Source organism: Brevibacillus sp. MS2.2, assembly GCF_013284345.1.
Lineage (GTDB): Bacteria > Bacillota > Bacilli > Brevibacillales > Brevibacillaceae > Brevibacillus > Brevibacillus brevis_C.
In genome coordinates, this window is the sequence record NZ_JABSUZ010000038.1 from 1 (window position 1) to 19,212 (window position 19,212).

Below are 19,212 nucleotides of genomic sequence, written 5' to 3' on the forward strand. Positions count from 1 at the left end.
ACGTATGTGCTCCACCTGCTGACAAGCGTGCTATCTTACTTTCAACACTAACTACATGCACCATGGCATTTATGATTTTTCCTGAATGAGCAATCGTAATAGAGGTACTTCCCACTTTTAAACCTGTTAACAATCCATCGGTAGTAACAGAAGCAATTGTTTGATCTTCTAATGAATACGAAGCTTTATTCGTTATGTCCACTTCTGTACCATCCCAAAAAACTGCTTTTACAAGTAAATGCTTTGTACCGTTTTCTAGCATTAAAATCTTTTCTGGGGTAACCTTGATGTCTTGCATTACATTCTCAGTAGCAACAACAACAGGCACAACCACACTCGCTCCCCCAAAGGAAACAGTGATGTTCGTACTACCTACCTTAACAGCCGTAACCACTCCGTTTGAATCAACAGTTACCACTGTGGCATCTCCTGGCAAGTAGTCTGCTTGCCCTGAAACATCAATATTTTTGCCATCCTTATAGGTCGCTGTTACTTGTAGTTGTTGCGTCTTCCCAACTAACATGTTCAGACTGACTGGTGTAACCACCAAGCTCTGCACAGGCTCTGTGACCTGAACAGGAATCGTAACGATTTTCCCACCAAAATATACTGCTACAGTTGAAGATCCGACCGCCACCCCAGTAACGGATCCACTTGCTCCAACACTTGCAATAGCAGGTTGCGAACTCTGATAAGTCGCCTGATTCGTTACAATCGTTTGGCTGTTATCACTGTAGGTCGCCTTCACTTCCAACTGTTGGTTGGCTCCTTTGCCAATGCTCACTGTCGCTGGCGTAACAGTCAAAGACACGAGACTGATGGCATTTCCTGAAACCGTAATAGGAATGTTAGTACTTCGCCCACCGTAGCTTACAGTGATTTGTGTATCTCCTGGCGAAAGTGCCGTAACCAGTCCACCAGTATTCAGTGTTGCAATATTGGCATTAATGATTGAGTACATTACTTTATTTGTAATATTTTCCTCTATCCCGTTAGAGTAGGTCGCCGTTACATGAAGTTGTTGAGTACCACCTGGAATCAACGATACTTGCATTGGAATTACTTTAATTTCTTGGATAGTAGCCCCTTGAACATTTACCTGGCTAGATGCATGTTTACCATCATAAGAAACAGAAATAGTTGCTGCTCCTGCTGTAATACCTGTTACGACACCCTGGCTGCTTACCTGAGCAACAGATGAATTCGAGGTGTCATAGCTAGCATCGCTACTAATGTCTCTGGTACTTCCGTCTGAGAAATAAGCGGATGCGTACAAGCGTTGAATCTGACCTTCTGTAATGGTAGATTGCACTGGTGTAAGACTGATCGCTGTCAAGTGAACGGCCGGTGCATCAACCGTAATGGTTAACATCTTCGACTGCCCTCCGTAAAACAACCTGGCTCGCGTCGTCCCACCGTTAACTGCAAACACAATCCCCTTGCTGATGTATGCAACCGAAGGATCCTCCACGACATATACAGCCTGTGAGCTTACATCCACCTGATTCCCATTGTCCAATGTTGCCATGACCTTAATCGTTTTGGAATTACCGGGTGATACATCCACTTTCTCCAGATCAAGACTTAAGGCAGAAGCCTTGGGTGGTGGTGAAGCTGTTTGTTTTGTGCTACTTGTGATATTTCCATTCTCATCATGCGAAAAAATAACGCTTTCGACGCCATTTTCTTTTATCGCCTTAATACGATTATTTTGGTCGTACACATACTCGTAAACAGTGCCCCCAGGCGCTGGAGCAAAGACAGTAAAAATTACGTTGACTGGATAACTTTCTGTGTTGACCAATCTAATCACATAGCGTCCAGGAACCAAATCATAAATGACTTCAGATGTACTTGGCATCTCCTTTGGGGCCACTTGCTTTCCGTAAGAATATACCGTTAAGACAGGATATTTATCGCTTGGATTTTTCAATTGTGTGACCATGCGATACCTACCTGAAACTGGGGCATTCATGTTAATATCTACAAGTTGTTTACCTTGAATCGTGATATCGTTTGGCTTATTAAAGACAAAGGAATCGCCTCCTGGCGTTGCCAGAAGCGTGCCGTAAAAGGTACTATTCCCTACAATCTTCAAATAATAGGTTTTCCCTTCAACAAATACTGGGTTCACTCTTCCATTACTGCCTGAAGAGACTTCCTCATGCGCCTGCAAGCCTGCCCCTTTATAAACAGATATTATTGCGTCTGCAGGTAAACCTGAGTCATTGTTTAATGTGAACTCATACACTCCGTTCGTTCTCGCTGTGATTTTAAAGTATTTAGCCTGGTTAGCAGGAAAATGCATTCTTACCGGGTTATACTCGACCAACAGATTAAAATTACTTTCTGCTGGTTTCGTTTCAACCGTAATAGAACTGCTATAACTGCCGATACCAGATGAATTGTATGCCCAAAGCCTAATGGTATAAGCTCGTGCCGGTTGTAGGCCCGTGATCGCATAATCAGTAACATTACCTACCCGCTTAATCCCACCACCATCTACTTGTACTCCGTAGTCAGTTGCTCCTATGACAGGACTCCAAAATACTTTAATAGAATTGGTATCTGCTTCCACACTGATAATACTCGGCGCATCTGGTTTATTTTCAACAGTTAAGCTTCCGGGGTAAACTGCTACAAAACCACTTTGACTTGTTACTTCAATGTTCGAATAGGTACCCTGTCCGAGCTCTCTTCCCGTCCAGCTTAGAGACCAATGTCCAGAATTTCCACTGGTAACAAATTGTTTAGGACCTTTATTTCGATTCACTCTTCCTGAGATGATATCTCCTGAGTCAAGACGGGTATAGGTTCCATCCAATGTAAAGGTCTCATCAATATCAATGACTCTTTTTACCCCTGGGGTATGGATTACAATCTTTGGCAGAGCATCTACCAATCGAACAGAGTAATTAACTGGTGTTGTCCATGCCCCTCGATTATCCTGTGCCTGGACAGTCCAATAAACGGTCTGATACAACATATCTTTTGTGATTGGGAAAAAGTATCGATTACTCGCATACCTATCTTGGGAAGCTTCGGAAATCATCTCTTCTTTCTCCCCGAGTTCGTTCCCACCCGGTGTCAGACCTACTCTTAATTTGGTAGATACGATTTTGTCTGTAACATCATTCTCTTTAAACGAATAATTGATTAATCCTTGACGACCACTGTCCATCATTTTTAGCTCTGAAATATCTACAACTGGTGCTTGATTGGTAGTTAGTACATTGAACTCCAGTTTAGCGGTACCACCAAAGACATAGGGAGGAAGATCATCCTCCATTATCGCTCTCACTCGCACATCGATAAGTGCGTTTTTCTGTATAAAATTTGTATCGAATACATAAGAGCGTGCTGTTCCCGTTAACTTTTCATCTACGATTGAAGTGACATACCCGCGCTCGCTAATATAAATTGTTAATTCTTGTGAGGCAATTCTACTTGAGAACCCTCTATAGCTAGAGTAATCCCAATTAATTGTAACCTGGCTTCCTTTTTGAAATTCTTCTCTATCTTTAGGAGATTTCCAATGGGCGGTAACAAGTATATCTTCTCTCTCAGCTTGAGCTCTCATATCCAAATTAAAGTCGACTTTTTCAACGAGAGACTTACTGGATTTATGATCCACTGCCCAGACACGCAGGGAGTATAGATGATCCGCTTTCAAATTGCTGATGGGCAAATTGTACAAAAATTCATTCGAGCTCTCCGTTGCCGTAAATCGAGTTAGTTCTTGAGGATCTTCGCCATCAAGCTGATACCAAACATGAACTTGATCCCCCATATTCGGATCATTCGCCAAACCGGATATGACGATGACATCCTCAGAATCAATGGTTGAGACAGCCTTACCAATAACAGGAGAGGTCAGATAAATTTGTGGAGCGGAATTATCGTTCACCTCATTTGTCATATAGGTGATTTCAGGTGTCCACTTAAGAAGATCTCCCACACTGCTTTCTTTCTGATTCACTTGGAAAATCAGCACATCGCCTTCTTCAACAACAAGCTTCTCTTGGAGTTCAACACCAATGTCATCGTTAAAGTCAATCGATTGCCAACCTGAGGATGGCCAGATTTGAAGATCATCTTTCATTAATCTGACGTTGACTCCGTCTCCCTCGTCGACTTGAATCTTGGAAATCCAACCGCTAACGTGAATTTTTCCTGAGCGTGGCGCCTTCCATTTAAAGACAGGATCTGAGCTCCCGACTTTTATCCAGGTATTTCCGATTGCCGTTCCGCTACGTTCACTCTTCCACTCTTCTGCGGCTTTATCCCAACTCAAGTCAGTAAAGCGACCTTCACTTACCTCTTCATAGGACCAGTTGTTCTTTCCTTGTTGATCAGAAAACTGTAACCATAAAGCATAAGTATCATGTATGGGTTCAACAACAGTGATTGTCTTCTCCATATTCGTTTGTTTTCCATCTTTTTCAGTGACTAGGACATTCAATTGATGTTTCCCCAATTGCATCTGGTCAACTTCCAACAGATAGGAGAAACCTGGCTTCAGATGAGGTGACTCTGGGTATTGACGTAGAATATCTGGTCGTTCAAGGCTATATTTCGCCTCGCCCAGCTTTTCTCCGTCCATCAAAACTTCTACTTTCTCAACACCACTAGAAGAAACGAACCATCCTGTAATGTTGTAATCCTTACTAATCAGTTCATTATCTTGCGGACTGTCAATAGCGCCCCCTGTAATCAAAACGTTACCATTTACCTGTATGGGGTACTGCTTAACTATGCCAGCATAAGAAACAGTAAGGACAGTACTCCCTGATGAAAGACCTGTTATTAATCCAGCTGCATCTATTTTAGCAATAGTTGGATTGTCGATCGTGTAGGTTACTTCTCCTGTTACATCCTTTGTACTCTTATCCCGATAAGATGCAACAACTGTGAATAATACCGTCTTATCTTTCTCCAAAGAGACATTGGTATAATTTGCTGTAATTCCAGTAACAGGACCAATGCTTACGTTTTTTTCGAGCACGAGAATTTCCGAACCAATATTTTCTATTACTTTAACCGTTATTTTGTGATTGCCTTCCGGAAACAATGACGTATCTAATAAATATTGGAAACCGGCATTGGCATTCTTATAGAGTGGATACATTGCCAAGATATCTGGTCGAGGTCCTCCATAAACTGCCGTTCCCTGTAATTGCCCGTCCACGAAGACTTCGATTTTTGAGACACCATTTGGATTAAGCAGCCATCCTTGTATTGTTGTAGTCCCGCCAATAACTGTATTTTCCAATGGGATATCAATTTGCCCTTTGGCTGTCAGAGAACCTGATTGTGTTTCTGTCACTACAACAGGGATGGTAATTGTCTGACTACCATAGTTGACAATTATTTTTGTCATTCCCACCTTCAGCCCTGTTACATTACCCAATGGGCTAACATAAGCAACATCCGGGTTCTCGACTGTATAAACAGCTTCTCCTGTAATGTCTCTCGTGTGTTGTTGAACTTCAAAACTTGCAGTAATTTGTAGTTTCTGAATAGAGTCTTTTGCTAGGTTAATAGCTGGCTCTGCACTTTGCAAACTGACCGCCGGAACGGTATTTCCGATTACGAAGCTTTTTTCTGCTAATGGATATTCTTTGCCTTCACTATCCTTCGCGATAACAGAAACCGTATGATTACCTGGCTGCAGTTCAGATAAGTCAACTGAATAACTGAATCCTGCATGCGTGTTTTTATAATCCGGATGCAGCAGTGCAATATCAGGTCGGGCGATACCCAGTTCTGCTTTCCCGCTTTCTAATCCATCAATGAGAACTAGATACTCCGTGATCGTAGAAGGATGCAGGAACCATCCTGAAATTTTATTGGTACTACTAACAATCGCACCATTTACAGGCGTTTCTATCTCACCAATGGTCTTGAGTGCTTCTGCTTCTGTCACCACTACAGGGATTTTGATATTCTTATCCCCATATTTAACAGTTACACTTGTATTTCCTTGTGTTAAAGCAGTAACAAGCCCGCCTGTGTTTATCATAGCTATCGATTCATTTTCTATGTTATACAAGGCCAACTTGGTTACATCATGCGTACTCTGATCATCGAGTACCGCCATGATTGTGAATTGATGAGTTTTCCCTTGAGGAATTTTTAGCTCTGTAAGGTCTGCCTTTAATCCTATAGCTGGTAGCAATTTAACTACTTGAATCGTTCTATGTCCTAGCATGACTTGATTTCCGGACTTACTCGTTCCTCTAACAGAAATAGTGTGTGACCCTTCTTGCAGATTTCTTGTATCGAGACTATAGGAAAATCCAACGTTTCCGTCAATCATAGAGACATCCGTAATTTCTATCTCTGGACGAGGAATGCCATACGTCGCTTCACCACTAACGACACCATTGACTAATACTTCAACCCGTTCAACTCCAGTCGAGTCTATAAACCAGCCTGTGACGGGATAAACACCACTGATCAATGCATTGTCTGCGGGACTGTCAATTCCTCCTTGTGTCAGACCTGCCGCAGCTTTGACCAAGACAGGTATTGTGAGCGTTTGTTCTTGGTACTTCACGATTACACTTGTTTGACCTACTTCAAGACCCGTAACTACACCTTTGTCAGAAATGCTGATGATTGAAGGATTCTTAGCAGTGTATTGAGCCTCTCTAGTCACATCTTTCGTTTGTTGATTCTGTAAAACAGCAGAGATAAATAATTGCTGTGTATTGCCTTGTATTAAATCAATTTTGCTTACATTTGCCTCAAGACTTACGGCAGGTTCTGCGCGGCCAATTTTGACTTCACGTTCTGCAAGAACATGCTGAGCGCCATCCTGTTTGACGGCCGTTACCTTAATGGAATGTATCCCTTCATTTAACTGTGTTGTATCAAGAGAGTATTCAAATCCAGCAGTAGCATTCTGGTATTGAGGATAAGAAGCTTCGATATCTGGACGGTTAAGCCCATAAGTAGCCTCCCCTATCGCTTCTCCATTTAAATACACTTCTATCTTTGATACTCCTGATGGTTCTAGGTACCATCCTCTTATGAGTGCAGTCCCTGATATCGTGGAATTACTCACTGGCGTTTCTACTTCCCAACGCGGTGTCAGTGGTTCTTCCTTTTTAATCGTGACCGGAATCGTAATAGATTGCCCTTCGTAACGAATGGTAACAACTGTATTACCATACCCTATTCCTTTTACAACGCCTGTAGAGTCTACTGTAACGATGCTTTCATCCGAAGAAGTGTATTCTGCAAGACTCGTAACATCTTTTACCGTTTTATCTTCTAAAACAGTAGACACAACTAGCTGATGTGAGGCTTCAACTGTCAGGTCTAAACTGGTCACATCTGCATGAAGTCCACTTACGGGTTCCATGTCTCCAACATAAACTGTCGTTTCTTCTATAACAGTTTGTTGTCCATCAGTATTTTGAACTTTAACCGAGACGGTGTGCGTACCAACAGTTAAAACTCGCGTATCCAATTGATAATGAAACCCTGCATTACCATTCTGATAGGCTGGATATTGAGATTCTATGTCTGGTCTTACATCTCCATAGGAAGCCTCTCCTATTTTCACCCCATCAATCAAGATACTGATTGTGGATACACCTCTTGGATCAAGATACCATCCCTTAAGTGTATATGTGCCGCTGATTAACTCGCCGTTCTCGGGGCTATCTAGAGCACCTCTTGGGATTAATGGAGCGCTTTCAGTTACAGAAATGGGAATATCAATGCTTTTTTCACTTAACTCAACGGTCAGTTGTGTATCTCCAATTCCACTTGCCGTTACTAAACCTGAAGGCGCTACCTTCGCGATATTTTCATCTTTACTCTTATAAGAAACTTCCTGGCTGACATCTCTGCTGCTGCCATCTGTCATAATCGCTGTAATCTTCAGTTGAAAATTTCCGCCCTCTGGCAGACGCAATTCTTTTGTAGAGGATTCGAGTGATGCAATCTGAGGGCTCTCTATATTCCCTACTCCCAAAGCTTTTTCCAGATTTACAAGGCCTTTTCCATAAAAGCGCGACTCCCCTAGATCTGTTGCCGTATCGACTAAAAGATCACGTACTTCTTGATTAGTGGTATTCCCCATTTTTGACCAAATGACAGCGGCTGCACCAGCTACATGAGGAGTTGCTAAAGAAGTGCCTGAACGTTGTTCATATTCTCCATTAAGCGATGTACTTAGGATATTAACACCAGGAGCCATTAGGTCCAATCCTCTACCAACACTTGAAGAACTAGCACGCTGATTATCCTGATCAATAGAACCAATGGACAGTGCCTCATCATACTGAGCAGGATATAGCTGGGTCTGTCCACCCATTCCTTTATTTCCAGCTGCCGCAATGACTAATATTCCGTGATCGTTCGCTCTTATTATCTGGTCATGTAAAGCACGACTATCTATAGAACCACCAGCACTAATCGAAATGATATTCATCTCGTTCTGAATCGCCCACTCAATACCTTGGATCATACTGGAATACTTACCATGACCTTTTTCATCAAGTATCTTAATGGAATAAATTTCAGCTTCTGGCGCAACGCCTACAATACCGAAGTCATTATTTTTACCAGCTATAACTCCGGCCACTGAAGTTCCATGTCCGTGATCGTCAGAAAAATCTTCATTTCCCTCTACAAAGGAAATGCCTCCACTCACTTCGATGTCTTCATGATTGGATATACCCGTATCCAAAACTCCAATTTTGATATTTTGACCAAAGTAATTCTTCTCGTGAGCTTGAGGTGCTCCTATGTGCGCAATCCCCCACGGAATCTTCTGGTTTTCTGACACGCTTGTTTCCGCTAACTCTACTTCACTATCTTCTTCAATGTAGGCTACATTCTCGTCCTGGGACATTGCTTCCATTTCACTCTCAGTTAACTTAGCAACCATAACTTTTGAACTAAGTTGCTGAACAGATGACCTCTGAATTGCTTTTACTTTCGCTCTCTTGTTTTCTTTAAATCCAATTAAATACGTTTTGCTATTTGCACTTGCCATACCATGCTCAGGTACAAGTTGTAAAAACAGTAAAGCAAGCAGTAGGAATACATTTACACTACTGATTGAGCGGATGAATCTCTGGTTCATTCCTATAGCTCCTTGTCTTATTGTGATGAACTTAGGTACTAATCCTTATTTTTTTATAAACACCTCCAGTCACTTTCCATCTCCTCCATAAAAGTAAGTACAGATAAAAATGTAAATTTTACCTAAACAATGCATTTAGAATTATAAATAATTCCTCATATGGGATCAATAGGAACTTAGTTCAAACTAACTAATATCTAGTAAAGTGACATACTTCTAGCTGTAATATGTTACAATTTGCTTCTATCTCAGTACCCTTTTGAACATCATCAATCTTTTTGGAAAAGCATTCGTTACACTTATGTCAATAGAATTTTTTATAAACCATTAATTAAACAAAAAGACGCCCTTCTGGAAGAACGTCTTTCCCAACCACATATTATCCCCTCATCTGCCCCGCGATCGTCAAATGCGCCTCACCTGCTACCCGAATAACCGGCTCCTCTCCAGATCGATCAACCGTTACATACAGCTTTCCTGGCCGACCAATCGCATGTCCTTGCCCTACAACGAGCTGTGTCACTTTTCCAGCAGGTAGCCTTTCTTCCAATGCCAGATAGCCAGCCAGTGCGCCGTTTGCAGCACCTGTTACAGGGTCTTCCGCAATCCCGATTGCAGGCGCAAAATCCCTTGTATACAAGTCATAGCCTTCAGGAGCATCACACGTAAACAAATGGGTGGTTGTGATACTGTGTTCCCTGTTCATTTCTGCTAGTGAAGAGAACAATGGCTGCGCTGCATCGATTGCCTGACGAGTGCGGACTGGAACGAGTAGATGCCTATTACCTGTGGAAGCGAGCTTCATCGGATAGCGATCGTCCAGATCAGCCAGTGTAATACCAACCAGCCTCGCTACCTCTTCTCTGTCTAAATCAATTTCCTTCACAGAAGGCTTGATTTGAGTCATTTCCACTCGCTGTAACTGACCATCCTCCCTCACCAATTGAACAGGAATCAACCCAACGTTTGTCTCAAACACGATACGGCTTCCCTTTTCCAACCATCCCCGTTCTGTCGCCAATAGCCAAGCAGAACCCACTGTCGCATGGCCGCAGAAATCGATCTCAACGGAAGGAGAAAAGTAGCGAATACGAAAATCTGCTTCCGGATGGTCGGACGGCATCAAAAAGGCAGACTCAGGAAGATTCAACTCATTGGCAATTTTCTGCATTTGTTGTAAAGTCAAAGTACCTGCTTCCGGGATGACACCTGCTGGATTGCCAGCAAACGGCTCTCTCGTAAAGGCGTCCACATGGTATACACTCACATGATTCATGGTTGTCTCTCTCCTTTTTTAAACGAATGCTTCTCTTGCTTTTCATCTTAAAGGGATGTAACTGCGCTGTAAAATGAAGCTTTCGCATACGAACCATGATAAAAACTTCATGAAAGGAGCAGCTCCATGACTTTGTTTCAGATGGAAGTCCTTGTGGCGGTCACGAACGCTGGTAACTTCACGCGAGCAGGAGAACAAATCGGATTGAGCCAGTCGGGAGTGAGTCATACCATCGGCGCACTGGAGAAGGAGCTTGGCATTTCCTTGTTCACCCGCAATCGCAGCGGTGTTAAGCTGACCACAGCCGGTGAAAAAATTGTCGCCGCTGCCCGGACCATATTGGAAAACGTCTCGCTGATAAAACAGGTGGCTGCCGAATCAAGCGAGCATTTGGAGGCAATGCTCCGGATTGCTTCTTTTCCCAGCGTAACCGCTCAGCTCCTGCCTAAATTGCTAAAGGCGATGCAGAGTCGCTATCCACATATCCAAACAAAGCTATATGAAGGAAGCTATCAAGAAATCAAAGAATGGGTTCGCTCAGGGGTTGTCGATGTCGGTTTTCATGTGTGGCCCGATGACGAGCTGGAGGGAATCCTGCTGACGACAGACGCCCTGTATGCTGTCGTGCCAGCCAATCATCCTCTGGCAACGGAGCGCTCGCTTACCTTGGAACAATTAGCCTGTGAATCGTTTCTCATGCCCATGGCGGGCTGTCACTTGTTGATTGGCGCGGAGTTTGCCAAGGCTGGGCTTACGCCGAATGTTTCCTATGAAATCGCCGACAATACAACGATACTGGCCATGGTAGAAAGCGGTGTCGGGGTGACAGTCGTGCCGTCACTGACTCTACCCACGCAACTACCCGATGTCGCTGTCATACAAATCACGCCGCCTCTCTCCCGGCAAATCGGCTTGGCTGTACGTTCGCTTCGTGAAGCCCCACCTGCCGTTCAAGCTTTTTTGCGGGAAGCAGAGCGCATTGCACCCACACTATAAAAAGGACGTGCTTCTTCGTTGAAAAAATGGCTCATTCTCCTACTTGCTCTCTCCGTGATCAGCAGTGTGATTTTAGGAATTACCATTCAAGCCGGTACGTTGGTGCCGTTGATTAATCAGAGCTTTTTAATCGGTCTTTTCCTGTTAATCGTTGGGAGTATTGCCGTCGTTACACGCTCTGGATTTTTCACTATTTTCCTGCGTGGATTCAAGCAACTGAAAGGGATGTTTTTCCGCAAACCGCGCATGATGGACAGTGACATCGTTCAAGCTATCGACCCTGCTTTCGAGGAAAAGAAAGAGTCATTCGTACGAATCGGAACCTCGCTTTTTCTCACATCAGGTACTGGACTGATTGTCTTCTCAATTGTTCTCACCTGTTTCTACTATTTATAATCTCACTAGAAAGGGCTGTCCCATCGATCGGGAACAGCCCTTCTTTCTCTCCTACGACTCTATCAAATGACAAGCCACCCAATGCCCGGGTTGCGCCTCCTGCCACTTCGGCACTTCTTCCGCACAACGAGGTTGTACGAGTGGACAGCGTGTACGAAAACCGCAGCCACTCGGCTTGTTGGCTGGACTCGGCAAATCTCCTTGCAAAACGATACGCTCTCGCTTCACCGTCGGGTCAGGCACCGGCACAGAAGAGAGCAAAGCCTGCGTATAGGGATGCAACGGACGAGCGTACAGCTCATAGCTCGATGCCAGCTCAACCATTTTCCCTAAATACATGACGCCAATCCGGTTGGAAATATGTTTGACCATGGACAGATCATGCGCGATGAACAAATAGGTCAATTCGCGATCATGCTGCAAATCCTCCAATAAATTGACGACTTGCGCTTGAATCGAGACGTCGAGAGCGGAGATCGGCTCATCGGCAATGATAAATTCCGGCTCTACTGCCAACGCCCGCGCGATTCCGATCCGTTGACGCTGTCCCCCACTGAATTCATGCGGAAAACGCTGCGCATGATCCTTATGCAAGCCCACTAGCTGGAGCAGTTCCGCCACACGCTCTCGTCTCATCCCGCGATTCAAATGATGGATGTCCAAGCCCTCTGCAATGATGTCCTCCACGGTCATACGCGGGTTCAGACTTGCTTGCGGGTCCTGGAAAATCATCTGGGCATCCCGATTGAACTGCCCCGCTTCTTTTCCCCGAAGCTGATGAACATTCTTCCCTTTGAACAGCACTTCGCCATCTGTATGGTCATACAGGCGAATAATCGTCCTGCCTAGCGTAGACTTCCCGCAGCCACTTTCGCCGACCAGACCGAACGTCTCTCCTTTGTTAATCGTAAACGAAACACCATCGACTGCTTTCAAATCAAATCCCGTTCCAAGCGAAAAATACTTCTTCAAATCGCGAACATCAAGCAAAGCCTCTGTCATACGCCCTGCCTCCCTACTGCCACTAGGTCCTCTATTCGCGGTGCTCGTGGATCGTGGAGCCAGCAAGCTGCCTGATGTCCACGCCCGAATTCCCCCGTCACGGGCATCTGCTGTTCGCATATCTCCATCGCAAAATCACAGCGGGCAGCAAACGGACAGCCGACTGGCGGATGGAACAAATCTGGAGGGCTGCCTTCGATGGGAATCAGCCGTTGCTTTTCGCCCTCATCCAGACGAGGGAGGGAGCGCATCAGTCCCCATGTATACGGGTGACGAGGATTCGCAAAAACGTCCTCAACCGTCCCAGTCTCGACAACCATCCCCGCATACATGACAACCATGCGATGAGCGATCTCGGCTACGACTCCCAAATCATGCGTAATAATCACAACGGATAACTCCTGTTCCTCTTGCAGTCGCTTAAGCAAATCCAAAATCTGCGCCTGAATCGTCACATCCAGTGCTGTCGTCGGCTCATCAGCAATCACCAGCTTGGGTTGGCAAGCAAGAGCAATCGCAATGACCACACGCTGACGCATACCTCCGCTGAATTGGTGCGGGTACTGATCGATTCGCTTTTCCGGATCGGGAATTCCTACGAGCGAGAGCATCTCGATCGCTCGCTTTCGCGCTTCCTCTTTTGATACCTGGTGACTGCGAACGAATCCCTCTACGATTTGTGTCCCTACCTTCATCGTGGGATTGAGTGCTGTCATCGGGTCTTGAAACACCATGCCGATCTGCGTTCCGCGAATACCCAGCAGCTCTTTTTTGGGCAGATGACTGATTTGGGCTCCTTCAAATACAACCTTTCCCCCGACGATTTTTCCGGGTGGATTAGGGATTAAGCCCATAATCGCTTGAGCCGTAACGCTCTTGCCACACCCACTCTCCCCTACGATGGCAACTGTCTCCCCTTTATCCACGTAAAAGGACACGCCCCGCACGGCTTGAACCTCGCCGCCATACGTCTTGAAATTCACCCGCAAGTTATCGATTGTCAGCAAATGCTGATTCATCCTCATTCCTCCTGTCGTCTCTAATCGCGTAGACGCGGATCAAGTGCATCCTGCAAACCGTCGCCAAATACGTTGAAGGCGAACATCGTCAACGAGATCATCAATGCCGGAAAAAACAGTCGCCACCAATCACCCGTCAAAATAACGCCCAAGCCATCGTTTGTCATCGTACCCCAACTGGCGACGGGAGCTTGTACACCGAGTCCAAGAAAACTGAGAAAAGATTCCGCAAAAATCGCCGATGGAATCGTAAAGGTCAAATTGACGATAATGACGCCAAATGTGTTGGGAATCAAATGCTTCAGCAAAATTCGTGAAAACTTCGCTCCCAGTACTTGGGCAGCCAAAATGAACTCTTGGTTTTTCAATTGCAGGATTTGCCCGCGCACTAACCGCGCCATGCCGACCCACCCAGTAGCAGATAGGGCAATAATAATCGTCAGCATACCCGGCTCCATCACAACCATGAGCAAAATGACGACTAGCAAATACGGCAGCCCATACAAAATCTCGATAATACGCATGATAATCGTATCGATGCGATCCCCTCGTTTGCCTCGTCCTGCCATATAGCCTGCAATTCCCCCGACAGTCACTCCAATGACCAGGTCAATTAATGCCGCGACAATGCCAATCGTCAAAGAAATCCTCGCCCCATACCACGTACGGGCAAACATGTCACGTCCCAGCTCATCCGTACCGAACCAATGCTCCGCGGAGATTTCCTGATTTTTGGTCAGCAAGCTCTGGTCGGAATAACTATACGGCACGAGATTCGGTCCAATGATCGCCATGCCAACCAAAGCGAGAATAATGAACAGCCCGAGCATAGCCAGCTTGTTTTTTAGCAGCTTCCGAACGACCTGCTGCCCATTGCTGAGACTCGGTCGTGCAATGACATTCGCCTGCGTATTTTTCGTCAACGGGCGAAATAACGGGTCCACTTTGTGCTCCATCGCCACAGTTTATCTCTCCTTGTTGGTCAGCTTGATTCGCGGGTCAATCAGGGTGTATGCGATATCAATCAGGAAAATGGTAAAAATCAGAATCGCACTGTAAAAAATCGTCGTACCCAAAATGACCGGATAATCACGGTTGAAAATGCCGTCTACGAAATACTTGCCAATGCCAGGAATCGCAAAGATTTTCTCCACGACAAAGGTTCCCGTTATCAAACTGGCAATCAAAGGTCCGAGAAAGGTGACAACAGGCAGAATCGCATTGCGAATTCCATGTCTGACGACGATGATAAACATGGGAATCCCCTTTGCCTCTGCTGTTCGAATGTAGTTCTGGTTCATAACTTCAATCATGCTGGCACGCATATAGCGGGTAATGACCGCAACTGGACCAAAGGCAAGCGCCAGTGACGGCAGTATCGTATGCATCCAGGTACCCCATGTCGCAACGGGAAAGAGCGGCAGCTTGATCGCGAAGAAATTGATCAGAAGCGGTGCCATAATGAAGCTCGGAATCGCTACCCCCAATACAGCAAGCGCCATAGCCACGTAGTCCAGCCATTTATTTCGATTGAGCGCTGCGATAATACCCAACGAAATCCCGAAAAGGAGTGCGATCCCGATCGCTTGCGCACCCAACCACGCAGATGCAGCAAAGCCATCGGAAATCATGTCATTGACTCCACGAGAGTCTGATTTGATGGATGGGCCCAAGTCGAGCATTAACAGATTTTTCAGATACAAAACGTATTGAACAGGTAACGGCTCGTCCAGATTGTATTTGGCACGTAAATTATTGAGAATTTGCTCTGGTAGCTGATCCGACTCGGAGGCAAACGGGTTCCCCGGAATGGCATGCATCAAGGCAAACGTCAGCGTCACGATAATCCACAGGGTGACGAACATCATCAAAATACGTTTTACCAGATAGTTTGACATGGAAGTCCTCCTCGTTTACTTAGCCAGCTCGTAAATGGCATGCGCGTAAATGGCCATAGCACGCAGCAGGTCGTCAATCTCGGCATATTCATCAGTCAGATGAGCCATGGATTCCTTGCCCGGAAAGAGCGGGCCGAAAGCAACACCATACGGCATGATTTTGGCGTAGGTAGCTCCTCCTGAGGAAAGGAGGGTTGCTGGTTCTCCCGTGTGCTCCTCGTACACCTGCGACAAGGTTTGGATCACAGGATGATCTTTGGGTACATAATGCGACTTGGATGTCCGTAAAGCGGAAATCGTCCAGCCCAGCTCTGCTGTCCTTTGCTTCAGCTTCTCAACGTACTCCTCACAGGAAACTGTCGCCGGATAGCGTATATTGAGCCGAACTGTCCCCCCTTCGCAGGAATCATATCGCAAAATCCCCGCGTTGACCGTCAGCTTGCCTGACACTTCATCCTCGCAAGCCATATGTAGATGGTGAGCAAAATAATCTTCATGCAGGACATCAGCCAACATCGTAAGAAAGGACGAACAGGAGCCACCAAACGGATACAAGCGCAAAAAAGTCGCCAACAAGGTTCCCGCATTCACGCCTTGGAATGGTGCCATCCCATGAGCCGGCTTTCCTGCCAGCGTGAACTGCAACTGTCCCAGCCCTATCAGTTCCATACGACCTGTTGTGTGGTTTTCATTCAGAAACATTTCCCACTCTTCCGCCAATCGGGAAAGGACGATCTCCTGTCGCGCCTGAAAGTCCAGTCGTACAAGTGCGACTGCTTTTTCGGGAACACTGTTTCCTTGATCACCGGAGACAAATGACGCTAACTGCCAGGCTCCATTTCGTTCGATTGGTTCCATCGCTGGAATCGTCAATGTCGGGTTGATCTGTCCCTTCTCTGCATGTGTCATCGGAAAGGAGGAATCAGGTGAAAAGCCAATCGGCGGAATGCGATCATGCTGGGCAAAATGCTTCATGCACAGCCACCCGCTCTCTTCATCTGTTCCGATGATCATTCGCACGCGTTTTGTCAGTGGCAAGCCTGAATCCTTAACCAGCTTCAACGCATAGTACGCTGCCATCGCTGGGCCTTTGTCGTCAATCGCTCCACGCGCATAGATACGACCGTCGCGAATGTTCGGTTCAAAAGGCGGGGTCGTCCAACCTTCGCCCACAGTGACGACATCGATATGAACGAGCACGCCGATCTCTTCTTCCCCGTCGCCGAACTCGATTGTCCCTGCGTAACCATCCAGGTTCTTGGTCTGGAAGCCATCCAGCTCACCGCGTGCGAGCATTGTTTCAAGCGCTGCGGCAACACCTTCTCCAAATGGCTTTCCTTCTTTTGCCGTCGTCATATCTTCGATGCTGTTTATGGAAAGAAAGGATTTCAAATCATCCAGGTACTGCTCTCTTTGCAGAAGCGCTTGCTGCTTCCAGTAATCACTCATATGCGTTCCCCTGCTTTCATCCGATCTAGATAGGCAAGAAACGATTCACCTTTCGAGGAAATTTGACTCCCTTGTCTTCCTTTTCCCACTTGAATCAGCTCATCCTGCTGCAAAAGCTTCAAGCGATAGCGTAGCTGTTGCAAGGTAACTGAGTGGCCTCTTTCTTGCAACTGCGCAAGTAGCGTATAGCGTCCACCGCTCCCTTGTCCCAGCTCCTTCAAAATAGCCGTGATTTCATCCAGAAATCCTCGTTTTTTATATGCAGTGACGATACTTTCACATTCATTGTATAGACCATCTACAGGCAACGGCGCTTCCGGTATTTCCCGCAGAAACGGCAAATGATACGGATACGCTTCATCCTCCACGACGTGTGCTAAATACTCGATCACATTTTCGAGCTCGCGAATATTTCCTGGCCAATCATACTCATGGAGTGCCCGCATCGCTTCATTGGTCAACGTAAACGGCGGGCGGCGCAAATCATAGGAGTATTTCTTTATAAATTGATGAGCCAACCACGGAATATCCTCCCGTCTGTTCCGCAGAGGCGGCAAATGAATCGGCAAGATATTCAGGCGATAATACAAATCAGCTCGGAAGGCTCCTTCCGTAATCATCCGTTGCAAATCTTGATTCGTTGCTGCGATGACGCGAATATCTGTCGGGATGATCTTGCTGCCGCCTACGCGCATAATCTGGCGTTCTTGCAATACACGCAACAGTCGGTTTTGAATAGCCGCGCTGGCATCTCCGATCTCATCAAGAAAAATGGTTCCTTTGTGGGCTAATTCAAACCAGCCGATATGTCCACCTTTACGCGCTCCGGTAAAAGCTCCTTCTTCATAGCCGAACAGCTCGCTTTCCAAAAGAGATTCCGATATGGCAGCGAAGTTGACCCCAACAAACGGCTCTCTTCGACGTGGCGAAGCATTGTGGATAGCCTGGGCGAGCAATTCCTTCCCTGTCCCTGTTTCTCCCAACAACAGCACAGTGGAGTTGCTTCTTGCGATTTTGCGGGCAATCTGAATGACTTTTTGTACAGGCGCGCTCTCCCCATAAAAATCATCAAATTGGTATTTGGCTACCAATCCTTTGCTGTAAAGGCGCATGCGATAATCATGCTCCAGCTTTTCAATTTCTGCGGCCTGGCGAAACAAGAGCAGACTCCCGAGAAAGCTGCCTTCCATGACGATGTGCATTTTGCGGAAAAAGTAGGTTTTGTTCGCCCAATCTACCAAAACATCCTTATTCTCTTCACACTGCCGGATCAACTGATAAAAATTCGCAGGCAAGCAATTGGACGCCCGTTCACCTACGACTTCATTCCCTTCCATCTGCAACGTATCGATTGCTTTCTGATTGACAAAACGGATGTTTTCTTTTTCATCCATGGCAATCACTGCGTCCTCGATCCGATTGACGATGGCCTCCAAATATTTGCTCAACAGATGCGCATGCTGAATCTCGTTGTTCAGCTCTTTGGTGATATCGACCAACGATTGCATGGCGCGTGCGGTCACCTTTTGAAAATTGCCGTATTTAAAATGAGAGTAGATGGCAAGCCACGTAGATAAATCGATGATCCGATACCCGATATCGACAACTTTGCGAATATGCGGGGGGACATGCTCTGCCTCTCCTGGCGTTACCGCAATCTCGATGTCTGATGGATAGTCAGCACCTGGATAATAAGGATACAGTTCAAAATCCATCCCAGAGGCACGTAGCAATTCCACATTTTCTTCAGCAGTCTCCTTGGTGTCACTGACGAGAAGCACTTTCACACCTTTCGGAATCTCCAGCATGCCGCGCAAATTATGATACGGCAGCATTCGCTTGGCTACGATGATGCAGGATTCTTTCGGCACATACGGTTGTACAAGTGGGACTATGCTTTTGGTGGATACAATAACGAGGGCACCAGGCGTGATCGGGCGCAACGGAAGCTGGTCGACTCGCATCGCCTCGACATGGATATCATCGCCGATTCCCAATTCATGATATTGACTAACGACGGACTGTAGAAACTCATCCATTCTTGCAATAAATATGATCGATTTTTTGTCCATA

10 protein-coding genes are annotated in these 19,212 nt (G+C 45.9%); 2 read left to right on the top strand and 8 right to left on the bottom strand.

Annotated features, from left to right (window positions below):
• A partial coding sequence (locus HP568_RS24875; RefSeq protein WP_173630512.1) for an Ig-like domain-containing protein occupies positions 1-9,103 on the bottom strand: 9,103 nt, incomplete at its 3' end.
• Between the two features lie 379 nt (positions 9,104-9,482).
• Positions 9,483-10,379 (bottom strand): PhzF family phenazine biosynthesis protein, encoded by an 897-nt coding sequence (locus tag HP568_RS24880; RefSeq protein ID WP_173630513.1) that lies wholly within the window; start codon positions 10,377-10,379, stop codon positions 9,483-9,485.
• A 126-nt stretch (positions 10,380-10,505) separates the two neighbouring features.
• Here HP568_RS24880 and HP568_RS24885 point away from each other — a divergent pair, with 126 nt between their 5' ends.
• Both HP568_RS24885 and HP568_RS24890 read left to right on the top strand, forming a co-directional pair.
• Positions 10,506-11,375 carry a LysR family transcriptional regulator gene (locus HP568_RS24885; RefSeq protein WP_173630514.1) on the top strand — a complete coding sequence of 290 codons (870 nt, stop codon included), beginning with the start codon at positions 10,506-10,508 and terminating at the stop codon, positions 11,373-11,375.
• A gap of 18 nt (positions 11,376-11,393) precedes the next feature.
• A complete protein-coding gene (locus HP568_RS24890) occupies positions 11,394-11,771 on the top strand; it encodes a DUF3899 domain-containing protein (RefSeq protein WP_048032053.1) in 378 nt (125 codons plus the stop codon).
• Between the two features lie 51 nt (positions 11,772-11,822).
• Here HP568_RS24890 and HP568_RS24895 read toward each other — a convergent pair whose 3' ends face one another.
• The 6 genes from HP568_RS24895 to HP568_RS24920 are packed head-to-tail and all read right to left on the bottom strand — an operon-like array spanning position 11,823 to position 19,211.
• The gene (locus HP568_RS24895; protein WP_173630515.1) at positions 11,823-12,773 is read right to left on the bottom strand and encodes an ABC transporter ATP-binding protein; all 951 of its coding nucleotides are present in this window, start codon (positions 12,771-12,773) and stop codon (positions 11,823-11,825) included.
• Complete coding sequence (locus HP568_RS24900; RefSeq protein WP_173630516.1) at positions 12,770-13,792, bottom strand: ABC transporter ATP-binding protein; 1,023 nt, start codon at positions 13,790-13,792, stop codon at positions 12,770-12,772. Before HP568_RS24900 ends, HP568_RS24895 begins: the two co-directional genes overlap by 4 nt.
• A gap of 20 nt (positions 13,793-13,812) precedes the next feature.
• The gene (locus HP568_RS24905; protein ID WP_217366765.1) at positions 13,813-14,748 is read right to left on the bottom strand and encodes an ABC transporter permease; all 936 of its coding nucleotides are present in this window, start codon (positions 14,746-14,748) and stop codon (positions 13,813-13,815) included.
• Positions 14,749-14,757: 9 nt separating this feature from the next.
• On the bottom strand, positions 14,758-15,690 hold the full coding sequence (locus HP568_RS24910; protein WP_048032049.1) for an ABC transporter permease: 933 nt from the start codon (positions 15,688-15,690) through the stop codon (positions 14,758-14,760).
• A 15-nt stretch (positions 15,691-15,705) separates the two neighbouring features.
• Positions 15,706-17,139 carry a dipeptidase PepV gene (gene pepV, locus HP568_RS24915; RefSeq protein ID WP_173630518.1) on the bottom strand — a complete coding sequence of 478 codons (1,434 nt, stop codon included), beginning with the start codon at positions 17,137-17,139 and terminating at the stop codon, positions 15,706-15,708.
• Positions 17,136-19,211 (bottom strand): sigma-54 interaction domain-containing protein, encoded by a 2,076-nt coding sequence (locus tag HP568_RS24920; protein ID WP_173630519.1) that lies wholly within the window; start codon positions 19,209-19,211, stop codon positions 17,136-17,138. The genes pepV and HP568_RS24920 overlap by 4 nt, the downstream gene beginning before the upstream one ends.
• Between the last annotated feature and the right edge of the window lies 1 nt (position 19,212).